The sequence below is a fragment of the Microbulbifer aestuariivivens genome (assembly GCF_039545115.1).
Classification (GTDB): domain Bacteria; phylum Pseudomonadota; class Gammaproteobacteria; order Pseudomonadales; family Cellvibrionaceae; genus Microbulbifer; species Microbulbifer aestuariivivens.
In genome coordinates, this window is sequence record NZ_BAABRT010000014.1 from 78,981 (window position 1) to 94,841 (window position 15,861).

Annotated in this window: 9 protein-coding genes; 3 read left to right on the forward strand and 6 right to left on the reverse strand. The window is 62.3% G+C overall.

Features of this window, described 5'->3' with window-relative positions; all coding sequences use genetic code 11:
* Nucleotides 1-218: 218 nt before the first annotated feature.
* The gene (locus ABEA58_RS09835) at nt 219-3,056 is read right to left on the reverse strand and encodes a M16 family metallopeptidase (RefSeq protein ID WP_345551057.1); all 2,838 of its coding nucleotides are present in this window, start codon (nt 3,054-3,056) and stop codon (nt 219-221) included.
* A gap of 530 nt (nt 3,057-3,586) precedes the next feature.
* Nucleotides 3,587-4,678: a Glu/Leu/Phe/Val dehydrogenase dimerization domain-containing protein gene (locus ABEA58_RS09840; RefSeq protein WP_345551059.1), complete on the reverse strand. Its 1,092-nt coding sequence runs from the start codon at nt 4,676-4,678 to the stop codon at nt 3,587-3,589.
* Between the two features lie 320 nt (nt 4,679-4,998).
* On the opposite strand from ABEA58_RS09840, the gene ABEA58_RS09845 reads away from it, so the two are divergent.
* Nucleotides 4,999-6,984, forward strand: coding sequence for a VacB/RNase II family 3'-5' exoribonuclease (locus tag ABEA58_RS09845; protein WP_345551060.1), 1,986 nt, complete (start codon nt 4,999-5,001; stop codon nt 6,982-6,984).
* Nucleotides 6,985-7,237: 253 nt separating this feature from the next.
* Nucleotides 7,238-8,707: an aminoacyl-histidine dipeptidase gene (locus tag ABEA58_RS09850; protein WP_345551062.1), complete on the forward strand. Its 1,470-nt coding sequence runs from the start codon at nt 7,238-7,240 to the stop codon at nt 8,705-8,707.
* A gap of 163 nt (nt 8,708-8,870) precedes the next feature.
* Here the strand turns inward: ABEA58_RS09850 and ABEA58_RS09855 are convergent, their stop codons facing one another.
* The 3 genes from ABEA58_RS09855 to ABEA58_RS09865 form a co-directional block, all read right to left on the reverse strand.
* A complete protein-coding gene (locus ABEA58_RS09855; protein ID WP_345551064.1) occupies nt 8,871-9,896 on the reverse strand; it encodes an L-threonylcarbamoyladenylate synthase in 1,026 nt (341 codons plus the stop codon).
* A 317-nt stretch (nt 9,897-10,213) separates the two neighbouring features.
* Entirely contained in the window at nt 10,214-12,580 is a 2,367-nt protein-coding gene (locus ABEA58_RS09860; RefSeq protein ID WP_345551065.1) for a YbcC family protein, read from the reverse strand.
* Nucleotides 12,577-14,013: an NADH-quinone oxidoreductase subunit L gene (locus tag ABEA58_RS09865; RefSeq protein ID WP_345551067.1), complete on the reverse strand. Its 1,437-nt coding sequence runs from the start codon at nt 14,011-14,013 to the stop codon at nt 12,577-12,579. Before ABEA58_RS09865 ends, ABEA58_RS09860 begins: the two co-directional genes overlap by 4 nt.
* 108 nt (nt 14,014-14,121) lie before the next feature.
* Here ABEA58_RS09865 and ABEA58_RS09870 point away from each other — a divergent pair, with 108 nt between their 5' ends.
* The gene (locus ABEA58_RS09870) at nt 14,122-15,009 is read left to right on the forward strand and encodes a LysR family transcriptional regulator (RefSeq protein ID WP_345551069.1); all 888 of its coding nucleotides are present in this window, start codon (nt 14,122-14,124) and stop codon (nt 15,007-15,009) included.
* Between the two features lie 623 nt (nt 15,010-15,632).
* Here ABEA58_RS09870 and ABEA58_RS09875 read toward each other — a convergent pair.
* Nucleotides 15,633-15,861: transposase (locus tag ABEA58_RS09875; RefSeq protein ID WP_345551071.1), on the reverse strand; the 229-nt coding region annotated here is incomplete at its 5' end.

Below are 15,861 nucleotides of genomic sequence, written 5' to 3' on the forward strand. Positions count from 1 at the left end.
CACTTAAACTGCTCAAACTGCGCCAATGCGGATCGCGCGCGCCAGTAGCTGCACCACCATACTGCCCCCCTCGCCGCGGGCTTTTCAATCGCGGCTGGCGGCATATTTTACGCGAGTGCAGTGTCTGGCCTCTGCACAAACGGTCGCACGGCCAGTCGTGCCGCGCACAATACCCGCACACGGCTGCGAGTCAATGCGCTGGATCACTTGCGGCCCAATTAATGCTTGTTCGCGTCGAGCACCTGTACCGGCCCAATCCCCAGAGCCTCGATTTGCGGGCGGATTTTCTCCAGGTCGCCCACTATCACCCAGGTAAACTGCCCCGGCGCCAGGAACTCACGAGCCGCGGCCATCACCTGTTCCTCGTTCAAGGCGGCCACGCGCTGCGGGTAGCCGGCGATATACTCCGGCGACAGCCCCTTCTGCAGCTGCCAGCTGATGCCGGAGAGCAACTGGCCCTTGGTTTCATAGGCCGCGCCCTGTTTGAGTACCTCGTCGTCGCGGTAATCCCGCAGCTCCTGCGCGGTGATCGGGCGCTTGCCGAGAAACTCGCGATACTCGCGCAGCAATTCCTGCACCGCTGCCGCGGTCTTGTCGGTCTGCACCGGGGCGAACAGCAGGTAGGGCCGGTTCCCCTCGGTATCCACCGCCATGGCCTGGGCGCCATAGGACCAGTGCTTGTCCTCGCGCAGGTTCATATTGACCCGGGAGGTGAATTTGCCGGCGATCACCGCGGCCATGGCATCGAAAGCCTCGGCGCCGGCTTGCTGCCACGGCGGCAGCAGCAGCCCGGCGAGAATGTAACTCTGTTCGGCACCGGGGCGGTCCAGCAGGAATATCCGCGGCTTTTCCGGCCTCGCCACCGCCGGCAGCGGGATTGTCTTCAGCGGGGTCTCAGGCGCGCGCCAGTCCCCCAGCACCTCGTTGAGCATCGGTTCCAGTTGTTCACGGGTCACATCCCCCACCACCGCCAGGGTGGCATTGTCCGGGCGCACCCAGCTCTGGTGAAAAGCCTGCAGGTCCTCCCTGCCGATGGCCTTGACCCCCTCTACGGTGCCGGAGCCTGTGAGTGGCGCGCCGTAGGGGTGATCCTCGCCAAAGAGCAGCGGCGGCAGCTCGCGCAGGGCCAGGCCCTGGGGGCGGGCTTTTTCCTGTGCGATGGCATCGATGCGGTTGGATTTCACCCGGGCCAGATCCTCCGCCGGGAACTGGGGCCGCATGACCACATCGGCGAACAGTTCCAGAGAGGGTTTCAGTTGGGTGGTGAGCGCACTCAGCCCGATGGTGTTGTAGTCCAGCCCGCTGCCTGCGGAGATGGAGGCACCCAGCTCCTCCTGGCGAGCGCTGAATGCCAGGCTGTCGTAATTTCCCGCACCCTCGCTGAGCATCCGCGCCGCGATAGAGGCCAGCCCCGGTTTGGCGCCATCGGCCGCGGCGCCACTGCGAAACTGCAGGTTCAGAAATACCGCCGGGGTGTCGCGGCGCTCCGCCAGCACAACCCGCAGGCCATTTTTGAGGGTGAACGCCTCCTGCTGCGGCAACTCGAGTTCCACTGTTTTGTCCACCGCCGGCAAGCGGCTGCGGTCGGCCCCCTCCGGCGCCACGCTGTATGCCATTTCCGGCTGAATCACCAGTGTGTAGCTGTCCTCGCTCAACCAGCGCCTGGCGGCGTTCTGAACCTCACTGGCAGTGACACGGGCATAGCCTTCAAGGCCGGACACCAGCGCGCCGGGGTCGCCGTAGTAAAACTCGGAGCGCGCCAGAATATCGGTCTTGCCACCAAACCCGCCCACCTTTTCCAGGCCTTTGACCAGGCCGGCAAACTCGCTCTGCTTGATCCGTTTCAGCTCCTCCGCACTGACACCCTGGCGGGCAAATGCCTGCAGTTCGCCGTCCAGCAGTGTCTCCACCTTCTGCACCGGTACGCCCGGCTTCACATCCACCATCAGGATGATCTGCCCGGCCAGCTGGCGCCCGTAATAAAAGGCGCTGACACTGGTGGCGACCCGCTCATCGCGCACCAGCCGCCGGTACAGCAGGGAGTTCTTGCGATTGGCCAACAGGGAGGTCATCAGCTCCAGTGCCTTTTCCTCCTCGCTGCCGACCGCCGGCACGTTCCACACCCGGTAGATCCGTGTCTGCGGCACCCGATCAAACATGACCTCGCGCTTCGGCCCAGATATCGGCGCCGGCCAGTTCTGCACTCGCGGCGGCACCGCGCTGCTGGGAATATCGCCGAAATACTTGCGCGCCTTGGCCATCGCTTCTTTGACGGTGATATCACCGGCGATGACGAGGATGGCATTGGCGGGCTGGTAGTATTCTTCAAACCACTGCTTCACATCCGCGAGGCTGGCATTATCCAGATCATCCATGGAACCGATGGTGGTCCAGGAATAGGGGTGATGCGGCGGAAAGGTGCCGCGCGCGATGGCCTCAAACGCTCGTCCGTAAGGGGCGTTTTCCCCCTGGCGCTTTTCGTTTTTCACCACGCCGCGCTGTTCGTCTAAAACCTCCTGAGTGATGGCGCCACTGAAGTGCCCCATGCGATCGGATTCCATCCACAGGGCCATGTCCACCGCCCCTTTGGGCACCGTTTCGAAATAATTGGTGCGGTCGCTGTTGGTTGTGCCGTTCATATCCGTGGCACCGGAGCGCTGGAAGGGCTCGAAGTATTCGCCGGGAAAGTTTTCCGAGCCGTTGAACATCAGGTGCTCGAACAGGTGGGCAAAACCGGTTTTACCGGGCTTTTCGTCCTTGGCGCCCACCTTGTACCAGAGGTTGATGGCAACCACCGGCGCCTTGGGGTCCTCATGCACTATGACTGTCAGGCCGTTATCCAGCTTTTCCCGGTGAAAGGGGATGGCAATTTTCGGCGCCTCAACAAAGGCATCGTCAATACTGGCGGCGGCCTTACTGCTGGCAGCGGCTTCGCGGTCCACCGTCAGAGCGCGGTGCGTCTCCTCTCCACCGCGCTCGCCACCGCAGCCAGCCAGCAGCGCCATTGCCACATAAGTCAGCGCGGCCACAGAAGTCAGAGCGGAGGTTTTGACCATGTGCTTTTCCGGTAATGGATGATGAAAGTCCCGCGGGCAGTGTGATCCTTTGCCAACTAGCCATGCAGCAGCGGTTGAGCCCCCGTTTATCTCGCGGTCCCGGTTATTTCGGCTGTACGCAATACTGTAGGGAGGCATGCCGGCTGACGGACCATCGACCGGCTAAGTGTAGAAGAGCCACCTGAGCGGGGCGGCGGGGCTGGGGCGCACGGCGCTGAATCGGCGAGCGGCCAAGAAATAGCCCTGTGCGACTGGCTAGCCTCCGGTTTATGCACCTGTGTTTATGCACCTGTGTTTCTGCCTAACTATCAGCCGGCCTGTGCAACTGATGCCGGTGAGCGTGCGCGGAAAACCCTGTTGCGGGCAACCAGCTCAGCGCCACAGCCGTCTACCAGTTCCCAGTTCCCAGTTCCCGCACCCAGCTCACGCATCGCCTAACCAGAACCCACGCAATGCCTGCAGATAGTGGCGACAGCGCACTCGTCACCGGGGGTGAGCCGGCGGGATGGCCGGCCGATCCTGTCGCGCCATCAGGCCGCCGCGGAGTTCGCCTTTAAGGTGTCTTCGTGGCCAAAGCGCTCCTCGGCGACACGATCAGCCACGTGCGCGGTGGTTTCGCCGCTCGCCTCGGCGCGCTCGAAGACTTCCCGCAGGGTGCTGCCAATACGGTCGATGTGCGCTTTGACTTCGGCCGGGTCGTAGCACCCGCCCGCATCGCGAGCGCCCTGTTGCTGGTAGTAGACGTCGATGATGCCGCCGGCATTGATCACGTAATCCGGCGCGTAGAGGATGCCCTTGCCGCGCAGCACTTCGGCATGGCGCGCCTCTGCCAGCTGGTTGTTGGCGGCGCCGGCGATGGCGCCGACCTTCAGTCGGGCGATGGTGTTGTCGTTGAGGATGGCGCCCATGGCACAGGGGGCGAACAGGTCCGCTTCCACATCGAAAATCTCGTCGGCAGCCACCGCCGTGGCACCCAGCTCATTTACCGCGCGGTCGATATTGTCCTGAAAGATATCGGTCACAAACAGCTCGGCACCGGCGTCCTTCAGCAGTCTGGCCAGGCGGAAGCCCACGTTGCCAACGCCCTGCAGTGATACTTTGAGCCCCGCCAGGTCGGTCTTGCCCCAGCGGTGCTCCACGGCGGCTCGGAGGCCCACAAATACGCCGTAGGCGGTTGAGGGCGAGGGGTCGCCGCCGTGTTCGGAGCCCTCGACCACACCGGAGACATAGCGACTGCGCTCGCTGATCACGCGCATATCCTCGACACTGGTGCCGGAGTCCTCGGCGGTGATATAGCGCCCGCCCAGGGTATTGAGGAAGTCGCCCATGGCGCGCAACAATTCCGGGGATTTGTCCTTGCGCGGGTCGCCGATAATCACCGATTTGCCACCACCGAGCTTGAGGCCGGCCATCGCGGATTTATAGGTCATACCGCGGGAAAGACGCAGCACATCGTTGAGGGCTTCGCCGTCATCGGCGTAGGGCCACATGCGGCAGCCGCCCAAAGAGGGTCCCAAATTGGTGTTGTGCACCGCAATAATCGCCTTCAGCCCGCTTTTGGCGTCCTGATAAAAAGCAACCTGTTCGTGCTTGTCATAGGCGGGATGGGAAAAAATACTCATGCTATGTTCCTTTCCGGATACCGGTTCTCCAGCTGGCCAGCTGCCACAGCCCGTTTTCTGACCCTGGCGGAAAATAAGATTATATCCACCCCGCCCATATGGGCTTTGCGAATTTTGCTCGGCACAGGGAAACCATAGCGAAACCATCACACCATATGGGTTTTATTAGGACAAATAATCACAAAGAAAGGGGGCAGACATTACAGTCACACTCTTCCCTTTGCGCGGTCCGGCTGTCACTGGCCCCGTCTCCATGGTCTGGTAGAATCCGCGCCCATTATTGACCCTAACGATGACTCCCGACCCTTAGAGATTGCCCAATGCTGAATGCCGATGCCCTCAAGCAACTGAACCAATTAAAGACCGATATCCGCTCCTCCAAGGAATTTGCCGAGGGCCGGGTGCGGGGCAGCAACGGCAAGTTCGGCTTTGTCACCCTGGACGATGGGCGTGAGGCTTTTCTCGCGCCGGCGGAGATGGAACGCGTCTTCCCCGGAGACCGGGTGCGCGTCAGCCTGAACGAGGAAGAGAAGGGCAAGCTGTCTGCAGAACTGGACGCACTGCTGGAGAGCGAACTGCAATATCTGGTGGGCGAGTATATCCAGCGCGGCCAGGGCCACTTCGTGCAACCCAATATGCCCGGCTTCAACCGCTGGATATTCCTGCCGCCGCGCGCCCGCGGCAAGGCCCAGCCGGGGGAATTTATCGCCTGCACCATCAACCGCCACCCCTTTAAGGATGGTCGTTCCCAGGCCAAAGTCGACGCCGTCATCGGCAAGCCCGACATGCCCGGTATCGAGCACGCCTACGTGGTGGCGCAATACCGCCTGCCGGAGGCCTTCAGCAGCGCCGCGCTCGCGCAGGCAAAAGAGATCGAAAGCCAGCTGGCGGCGGTTACCAGCCAGCGGCAGGACCTCTCCGCGCTCGGCTTTGTCACCATCGATGCGGAGTCCACCCGCGATATGGACGATGCCCTGGCGGTGACCGCCGGCGACAACGGCTGGACCCTGCACGTGGCCATCGCCGACCCCTCCAGCCTGATCGATCCCGCAAGCCCCCTCGACAAGGAGGCCTTCCAGCGCGCCCACAGCCAGTATCTGCCCGGTGAAACCCTGCCGATGCTGCCCCGCGAGCTGTGCGAACATCAGTTCTCCCTGCTCGCCGGGGAACTGCGCCCGGCGCTGGTGCTGCACGTCGAGGTCAACAGCGACGGCAGCCTCGGTGAAAGCCGCTACGAATTTGCCGCCATCCGCTCCCAGCACAAGCTGAGCTACAAGCAGGTGGCGAAGTTCCTCGACGGCAATGAGGCTGGCGAAACCGATGCGAATGGGGAGACGAATGAGAGTGCGGTACCGGGCGAACAGCAGGAGAGCCTGCGCAATCTGGCCGCCATGTCGGCGGCCCGCGCCGCTTTCCGCGCCGGGCACTCCCTGACCATGGAAGACCGGCCGGATTACGTCATCCACCTGAACGAACAGCGCAAGATTGCCAGTATCGAAAAACTCGAGCGCAATGTCGCCCAGCGCATCGTCGAGGAGGCCATGCTGGCGGCGAATATTTCCATGGGGCAGAAGCTGGCACAGCTGCAGCAGGGCTGCTTCTCCGTACACCTGGGTTTCCGCGAGGAGCGCATGGGTGAAGTGCGGAGCCTGCTGAAGGAGCTGCTGCCGGAACACGCGGAGAAGGATCTGCACCAGCTCGACAACTACCTGGCACTGGTGAAGTACCTGGAAAGCCACGACGAACCGCAGATGCACAACCTGCTCGCCGTTTTAAAGCGCATGCTGCGCCCGGGCCAGCTGGCCAATATCCCCGGCGCCCACCTAGGCCTGGGACTCGAATCCTATGCCACGGTGACGTCACCGATCCGCAAATACAACGACCTGCACAACCACCGCGTGCTGCGCGCCGCCGCCGCAGGCCAGCCCCTGCCCGCACTGGACGACGCCCAGATTCAGGCCCTGCAGGAGAGCCTGCTCTGCGGCCGCCAGGCCAACCGCGCTCTGGAGCAGTGGCTGTATTGCCAGTTTATGCAAGACAAGGTGGGCCAGAGCTTCACCGGCAGGATCACCCTGGTCAACGGCGCCGGCATCGGCGTGCGCCTCGATGACAACGGCATCGACGGTTTCGTGCGCATGAACAACAGCAAGAAAAATCCGCCGGAATTTGATGGCAAACACCTGACCCTTACCCACAGGGACCAGACTTTCCGGCTGGAACAGCCCGTCACCGTGAAGGTGAGCGATGTCGATGTGGACAAACGCCGTATCGCACTGGAACTGGTGGAAGCCGCCGCGGCGGAATAACCTTGTCGCAGGGTCTCAATCACCTGCCATCACCTTCCCACTGGCGGCGGCCGTTGGCAGCCTGCCGCCCCTTCGCCTCCCGGCGAAGAGCGTAGCCCGGCCGCAGCGGGCTGCCGCGAAGATCACCCGGCTGGCAAAACCGGCCGGATGGTATGCGCCTGTTCCCAAAGAATGATCGCCCGCAGCCATATCCAGCTGTCAGCCCACAGCCGCCTGCGCGCAAAAGCTAACCTGAAGCCCATGGAGTGCAGCCATGACCAGTATTGCCGAACTCAAGCCCACTCCGCTCTGGAAGCACTTCGCCAAACTGTGTGAGATTCCGCGCCCGTCCAAGCACGAAGACAAAGTGGTCGCTTACATCCTCGACTTCTGCAAAGACCGCGGCCTGGACGTGAAGCTGGACCAGATCGGCAACGTCATTATCAAGAAGCCGGCAACCCCGGGCATGGAAGACCGCAAAACCCTGGCCCTGCAGAGCCATGTCGACATGGTGCCGCAGAAAAATGCCGACACCGACCACGACTTTCTCAAGGACCCCATCAAGGCGTACATCGATGGCGAGTGGGTCACCGCCGAGGGCACCACCCTCGGCGCCGATAACGGTATCGGCGTGGCGGCCATTCTGGCGCTACTGGAAAGCACCGACATTCCCCACCCGCCCCTTGAGGCACTGCTGACCATCGACGAGGAAGCCGGCATGACCGGCGCCAAGCACCTCAAGCCGGGGCACTTCGAAGCCGAGCTGCTGCTGAACCTGGATACCGAAGATGAAGGCGAGCTGTATGTGGGTTGCGCCGGCGGTGTCGATGTCAACGTCGCGCTGGCCTATTCCGCCAGCGGCACACCCGTCGACCACAGGGCCTTCAAGCTGAGCGTGCGCGGCCTGCGCGGCGGCCATTCCGGGCTGGATATCGACAAGGGGCGCGGCAACGCCAATAAGATCGCCAACCGCATTATCGATAACGCCCTGCGCGAAATCGGCGGCCTGCGCATCGCCAGTCTCGATGGCGGCAGCCTGCGCAACGCCATCCCGCGCGAATCCTTCAGCACCGTGACCGTGCCCGCGGAGCACGCCGAGCGCCTGCTGGAAATCGTGCTGCAGCAGAGTGCCATCATCAAGGCGGAGCTGGATAACGAGGCCAAGCTGGACATTGCCATTGACGAGACCGACACACCGGCGAGCGTGATGGACCCGGCTACCCAGCAGCAGCTGATCCGCGCCATCCGCTGCTGCCCCAACGGCGTGGCCCGCATGAGCACCGATTTGGAGGGCATCGCCGAAACTTCCAACAACCTGGCCCGGGTCGTCACCGAAGAGGCGGGCGGCAAACACCTGGTGCGCATCCAGTGCCTGGTGCGCAGCCTGTCCGACAGCGCCCGCGATGACCACGGCCTCAACGTCGCCGCCGCCTTCGAGCTGACCGGCGCCGAGGTATCCCTGGACAACGCCTATCCCGGCTGGACACCCAATATGCACTCGCCACTGCTGAAACTGATGAAGGAGGTCTACCGGGACATGAGCGGCGAGGAGCCGCTGGTGAAGGTCATCCATGCCGGCCTCGAGTGCGGCCTGCTGGCCAAGCCCTACCCCCGCTGGGACATGGTCTCCTTCGGCCCCACCATCCGCCGCGCGCATTCACCGGAAGAGCGCGTGCATATCGACAGCGTGGGCAATTTCTGGGATTACTTCCTGAAGGTGGTGCAGGCCATTCCCAGGGCCTGACCCGATAAAATCAGCCCGGGTTCTCCCCGGGCTTCTTCGGGCTGTTCTGCCGCCGGCGCATAGCCCAGCGCATCGACCTGGGCATAACCCGGCGGATAGCCCGGCAGATAAACATCCTCACCAGTTCTCAAAAGCGCTTAAAAACCGGGAAAACCCTCCCGCCCTAACCGGCCTTTACTGGCTCTGGGTGTAGGGCCGCATTGATCGCACCGGCCTCATTGGCCACCGATAAAGCGGCGCGGCGCAACCGGTCGCGGACCGCCGACCAGGAGGCATGGCTGGGTGTCTCTTCCACCAGGATGGCGTCACAGCCGCTCTCGTCCAGCCGTCGCAATTCCCGGTAAAGACGCACACCAAATTGGCTGGCGTCAGCGGGCATGGCAGCCCAGTGCCCCGCCCCCCTGCCGACGGGTGGACTGGCTGAAAAATGCAGTACGCCCAACTGCCGTGCGCACACCTGACTCGCCACCGCTTGGAGAGATTGCCCGGGTACCAGCCACACCGGCGCCTGCGGCCGGTAATGGGCGCGCATATTGCCGGCCACTGCCACCGAGTGTTGCTCGGGCTGCGTCACCGGCTCGCCCAGACAGATTTCGATATCCGCTGCGCTGATTGGTCCCGGGCGCAGGATGCGCGGCGCACCGGTGAGATCGAGGATGGTGGATTCCAGACCCAATGCACAGTCACCACCATCCAGCACGGCGGCGATTTTTCCCTCCAGTTCATTCCGCACATGTTCAGCGGTGGTGGGGCTCAGCCGCTGGTGCCGGTTGGCGGAAGGCGCCGTGAGCGCGCGCCCCAGGCGCTTCAGCACCAGCAGGAATAACGGGTGCGCGGGGATACGCAGGGCGATGGTATCGCGCCCGCCGGTAATCACGTCATCCACATGCCTGCCTTTGTTCAGCAGCAGTGTCAGCGGGCCGGGCCAGAACCGGCTCGCCAGTTCCCGCGCAGCGGCAGGAACCGAAGCGGCCCAGAACGCCATCTCCTCAAGACTGCTGAGGTGCACAATCAACGGGTGATCAGCCGGGCGCCCCTTGGCCTGAAAAGTCGCCGCCACCGCGGCCGGGTTGCTGGCGTCTGCCGCCAGGCCGTAAACGGTTTCCGTCGGCAATGCCACCAGCCCGCCGGCGGCGAGCAATTCGGCGGCCCTGTCGGTGGCGCTCCTGTCGAGATACTCGGTATTCACAAGCCTTCTCCTTCCGGAAGCACACCTGAGCGGCGATTCCGGCTAACCCGTTCAAGTTGCACATCGGCGCCACTGCGCCCCCTCGCCCCCTACCTGTAAGCCGGCGCCCGCGACTGGGCGCCGGGCAGACTTTTTTTGCCGACATTTTTAAGTCGCGTCTTTTCAGCGCTCTTCTTCTCGCTACCCTTCAGGCCGCGTCTTCTCGGTAGCTTTTATGTCCGCACCTTTTATGTGGGTGCCTTTTATGTCCGTACCTTTTATGTCCGTACCTTTTATGTCCGTACCTTTTATGTCCGTACCTTTTATGTCCGTACCTTTTAGGCCGCATCTTCCCGCTGTGCTGTCTGGCACTCTTCCGGGCAGTCCTGCAGGCAGTCTTCCCGGTATTCATCCCGGTACAGCCGCAACAGGCGTCCGTCGCTAGCGAGTCGCGATAGGGTCAGCCAGTGGTTGTCCACCAGCTGGCGCACTATCGGGTGCTTGTTGACCAGCGCCCGCAATGGCTCGGCCGGGGCGGCCACCACCACACTCAGGCGCTGCGGGCGGTGCTGCCAGCGCTCGCCATCGTGAAGCGACTGTCGGGAGAGGCCGATACGCAGATCTCCACCCTGCCCCTCCAATACACCGAGATTCCCCACCAGGTTGTGCAGGATCTTGTTACCACTGCCGTAGCGCTGCGGATCGGTCACCGAGGCGTTGTACTGCATGTTTATCCAGTGGGTAACCAGCATCGGCGCCGTCAGCAGCGTCTCCAGCAGGGCGTACCCCTTATCCTGCTGCCAGTCGTAATCGTGCAGGAATACCCGCCCGCCGAGGTTGGCCTGACGGGTCAGTGAGCGCGGCGCGATCACAAAAGCGGCGTTGTCCGCCAGCCCCCATTCAGGCCGTGTCTGGGACCAGTCCCAGCCGCGCCGCTCAAGCGCCTTGCCCTCTTTTTCTCCCAACCGCGGCGCCCGCTCGGCCCTGGCCTGCTCGCCGGCGCGAGCCAGCCACGCTTCCACATCGCTGCCCACCGCATCGAAACAGTGAATGCTGTCGGCGGTGGTGTTGTGCAGGGCGGCGACAAAACGGCAGCCCGCCGGCAGGGCAATACCGTGTTTCTGCGCCATTGCCTCCCGCACGCGCGCATCGTTGGCCAGCTGCGCCAGCACCCGCACATTGAGTTCGCCACTCTGGCCACCACAGGCGCCGCAATCCAGCCCCGCCCCATGGGGGTTGTTGCAGGTGCTGCTGCCGTGCCCCACCAGCAGTACCAGCGGCGCGGGTTCACCAAGCCCCATGGCGGTCAGTACCCGGGCCAGCATGTCCGCCTGACGCTCGAGGCTGACAGGTCCATTCGCATCCTCCAGCACAAAGCGGCCGGCGGACTCCCGCAATAGCCGGTTGACAGGATGCTTGGGCTCGCTCGGCCAGAAGCTGCGCTTGACCAGGCGAACCGCATAAGCCAGACCGGCCGCCTCCACCGCGCCAAAGGTGCCGGGGGAGCCCCCCACCAGCCGCTGCCAGTAGGATGTGCGCTTCAGCTGGATGGGACCGGAGCTGGCGGGCTGCTCCTCGCGCACCCAGATCTGCGGTGCCAGCAGCCCGGGCAGTTGCGGACGCTGGTACTGCCCGCCGCTGGGGCGATAGCCAAGGGGCAGGCCAAAGAAGCCGGCGAAGCCACGGGTCTCGATGCCCGTGTGCTGGGCTTCCAGCGCCCGCCGCATTGGCTCCGAGCGCACATCAATGCAGAAAACGGCCTGCAGTTTTATCTCGCGCTGGCTACTGTCTCGCTCGGTGCCGTCTTTATGGGCACCCTCTTGCGCGGCATTCTCTCGCTCGCAGTTCTGCTGCCACATGGAGTTGGATAATTTACCGGCGAGGTCGCGCTGGTAATCCAGCTCGGTGGCGCGCTGCCATACCCACGCCAGGCGCTGATGGGCGCGGTGCGCTTCAACCAGCATAGGAATGGATTGCTGTCGCCAGCGCGCCAGCAGTGGCTCACCGGCCAGCTGCAGCGTCAGCCATTCCCAGGCGAGGCGGATTGCCAGCAGTTGCTCCAGGCAATGCCGCTGCTCCCCGGCCAGATCCGCCTGCCAGTGCAGATAGGCCGCCGCCGAGGCCCAGCCATTGATTTCCAGCAGCCAGCCATGGCCCATGTCACAGGCATCATCCTCGGCAATTCCCAAGGATGCCTGCGCCAACTCCAGCATGGCTTCGGCACTGTCGGGCAACTGCTTCAGCAGGCCCCGCAGCTGCGGGCAGCCCATCAGCAACGCCAGGCCTTTCTCATCGCGGGTATGCGCCAGCCAGTGCCGGTACAGCTGATCCGGCTCATGCCAGTACATGGCGCAGCAGCGGCTGATCTGGTCGACGATCGCATCCCGCCAGTTAAAGGCTTCGCTCTGCGGGTGCATGGCGGCCAGTGACTGCCAGTGCCTCGGCGCGGGTGCCTCCCGGCTGTGCAACACCGTCTCCACAGGCACACCGAGTTCGCGTGCGGCGGCGTTCAGCGCCGCTTCGCTGATCTGCTGTGCGCGGTAGTGCTCAATACTCATCAAACAGCGCACACCGCCGAGCGCAGCCAGCCGCGCGGAAACTTCCGGCAGAGGCTCATCCACCAGCGGCCACCAGGGGTTGACGGCGATCAGCTGATCCAGCGGCCAGGCGGGGGCAATACGGGGGCAGGCATCGGTGAGGCTCATGACCAGGATTCCTTGTTACGTTTAGCGGCGGACAGAAGCGCCAGCTGCTCAATGGGGGCGGGCCACACCGCCAGGGTAAAGCGGGTGGACCAGTGATCGAGAAACAGGCCGGCATGCAGCCAGTGGCGCAGGCGCACCCGGCGGGGATTACCCTGTGCCACAAAACCGGCCAGCAGCAGCAATGCCATGCACCACACCCACAGGGTCTCCGGCCAGCCGGGCACGAAAGACGCCGGCAGCATTGTCTGGAACAGGGTTTTCTGAGCAAGGTAGGCGCCGGCAATCAGCACGCCGCCAAAAGGGCCGACCATCAGCAGAGTCAGAGCCAGCATCGCCAGCGCCGCCGGAGAAACCCCCAGCCACCAAAGGGCGAGCGTGAGGGCGAGGGTCGGCAGCAGGCGGTAGCGCCAGCGGGGCGGCCCGCAAAGTTTCTGCGCCAGCGTCTTGTTCATGTTGTCGGCGGCGGCGAGGAATGCGTGGGCCTTGTAACAGCTGTGTGCCGCCAGATGCAGGAGCGCCAGCGCATGCAGCCCGAGCGCGCACTCCAGCAGCATCAACCCCATCTGCGCGCTGGTGGACCAGGCCAGACGCTCCTTGACACTGGTCTGCAGGCACATGGCCAAAGTGGCCACCAACACCGTCAGCCCGGCGACCACCAACACCAGCCACTGAGCAGTGAACGACGCGGCCAGCAGTGGTGCCGCCAGAATCAGCAGGTAGCCGCCCAGGTTGATGACTCCCGCGTGCAGCAGTGCCGACACAGGAGTCGGCGCCTCGACCACCTGTATCAGCCAGCCATGCACCGGCAGCTGCGCGCATTTGATGATTGCCGCAAGGGCGATCAGCACAATCGCCACCTGCTGCGGCAGTGACGGCGCGCCATCGACGGAAAAGAGCTTATCGAGCCAGGGGCTGCCGTGGTGCAGGTACAGCAGCAGCAGGGCCACAGCCAGGCAGGACTCTGCAGTTCGCGCCAACAGAAACTTCTTGTGGGCGGCGAGTTGCGCCCGCGGGCGCTCCGGGTAAAACAGCAGCAGGCTGTTGAGGGCCAGGCTGATCCCAACCCAGCCAACCAAAAACAGCAGTGCGTGGTTAGTGGTCACCACCAGCAGCACGCCCCCCAGCATCCACAGCACTCGCCGCAGGAACAGACCCTGGCGAAGCTCGCCGGCCAAATAATTGCGTGAGAAGCGCAGCACCAGCATGCCGATAAAGGTGACGATCAGCGCCAGTACCATACTGGCAGGGTTGGGGCTGAACCAGCGACCCGGCGCCAGCTCCGTCAGCCCCTGCAGGAGCGCGCTGCCAATCGCAGCCGCCATGGCCACTGCGCTCACGGCGATCGCAACCGCCCAACTCACCCGCAGCAATGCCGCCAGCGGAAAGAGCGACACCAATAGCACCAGCAGCATGTCCAGATAATCCACTTGCATCCCAGCCCCCAAGGCTCACTTTCAACGGGCGCAGTATCTACAGACACAAGTATTAGGTAAAATTGATATTAAATCAGTTATCGTTCTATAAAAGTGAACACTTAGCCCATGAGCAGACTGAATTACCACCACCTCTACTACTTCTGGCAGGTAGCGCGAGGGGGGAATCTCACCCAGGTCGCCAACCGCCTGCATATCTCACAATCCGCACTCTCGACCCAGATCAAGCAGCTTGAAGAGAGTCTCGGCCAACGACTGTTCCACCGACAGGGACGCAAACTGCTGCTGACCGAAGCCGGTCAGCAGGTGCTCACCTACGCCAGTGAAATCTTCGCCAAAGGGGAGGAGCTTGAGGCCGTAATACGCCAGGGCATCAGCCCCGGGCACCAGACCCTGCGCATCGGCATGGCCGCCACCATGTCGCGGAACTTTATCGAGGTGTTTATTGCACCGCTGCTGGCCGACCCGGACCAGCGTTTCAGCCTGCAAAGCCTGACCATGCCCGCCCTGCTCGACAGCCTCGCCAATCACGAACTGGATCTGGTACTCACCAACACCAACGTGGGTGACGACCCCCAGCGCCCCTGGCAGGTACAGCGACTGGCCAGCCAACCCCTATCGGTCATCGGCCCACCGGACCACAAACCAGCCGGCAGCTTTCCGGAAGGCTACGCCGACTTTCGCTGGCTGCTGCCAGGCATCCGCAGTGAAATGCGACAGGGATTCGATGCCTTTTGCAGCCTGTGGCAATTTTCTCCACAGATACAGGCCGAAGTGGACGACATGGCCATGCTTCGACTCCTCGCCCGCGACAGCGGCTCAGTGGCAGTCATGCCCAGCGTCGTGGTGAGGGATGAACTGGCAAGCGGCAAGCTCGCAGTGTACTTCACAGTACCAAACGTCTTTGAAAACTTTTATGCCATTACCGTGAACCGCCGGCTGCAACCGGATGCATTGGAGAAGCTGCTGAGCCAGCAAAAAGCGGGGTTTGATTGAGAGTGGGGAGTTTCAGTGGAAACCGGTATTCAGGGAGTATCCGATTGCAAGATGAATGAAGAGAATGAAGTTAAAACTGAAAAGTGTGTGACTGTAGCGATACCCGTGATCAAGATCGCCCAAATTTGACCAATCTAAAAACCGTAAGGTTTTTTCACTTTTTATCTTGCACTTTCGCCACTGAAGAATAATCAAGATATTTCCAATTCAGGCAGAGGCAATCAGAAGTATAGATTTCTCCCTAAAAACCGAGGAGACACGCAACATTCGCCACATTTTGACATTACAACACAGAGATTTAGAGAGCATCGTCAGCGTCATACGTTAAAGGCGTGCTTCTGGATGCTGGACGCTAAACCAGTGCGAAAAATTACCCGCAGGAAACGACGATAATTTATACTGCCTCTCTACGAAACTCTTCCGTATATGCCTGAGCTTTCTTCTTACCCATGGTACACCTCCGTGTTAGGCCGAAACCTAAGGAAGCTCTGAACAACTCATGAATTTCCACGCCGCTCTCCGAATCCTCTATTTATTGGCTTCTGGGGTGGAAACCCCCTGTGTATTCCTCTGTTTTCCGTCCGGAATTTGCTTTTCAGCAAACTCCAGGCGGAGTTATCCCGTTATGTCGTCCTATATGAATCTGCCCGCAGCAGATTGGTAAAGCCCGCTAGCAGATACAGTCGATTCGTATTCTTCGCCAAACCGCGATAGCGAACCTTGTCATACCCGAACTGGCGCTTTATCCGATAGAAACAGTGCTCTACTTTCGCCCTGATACTGGCCTTTATTTTTTCTACTTCTGACAAGGGGTCCGAGTTTGACAGCTGTGACCGCTTTCCTGGCCGCATT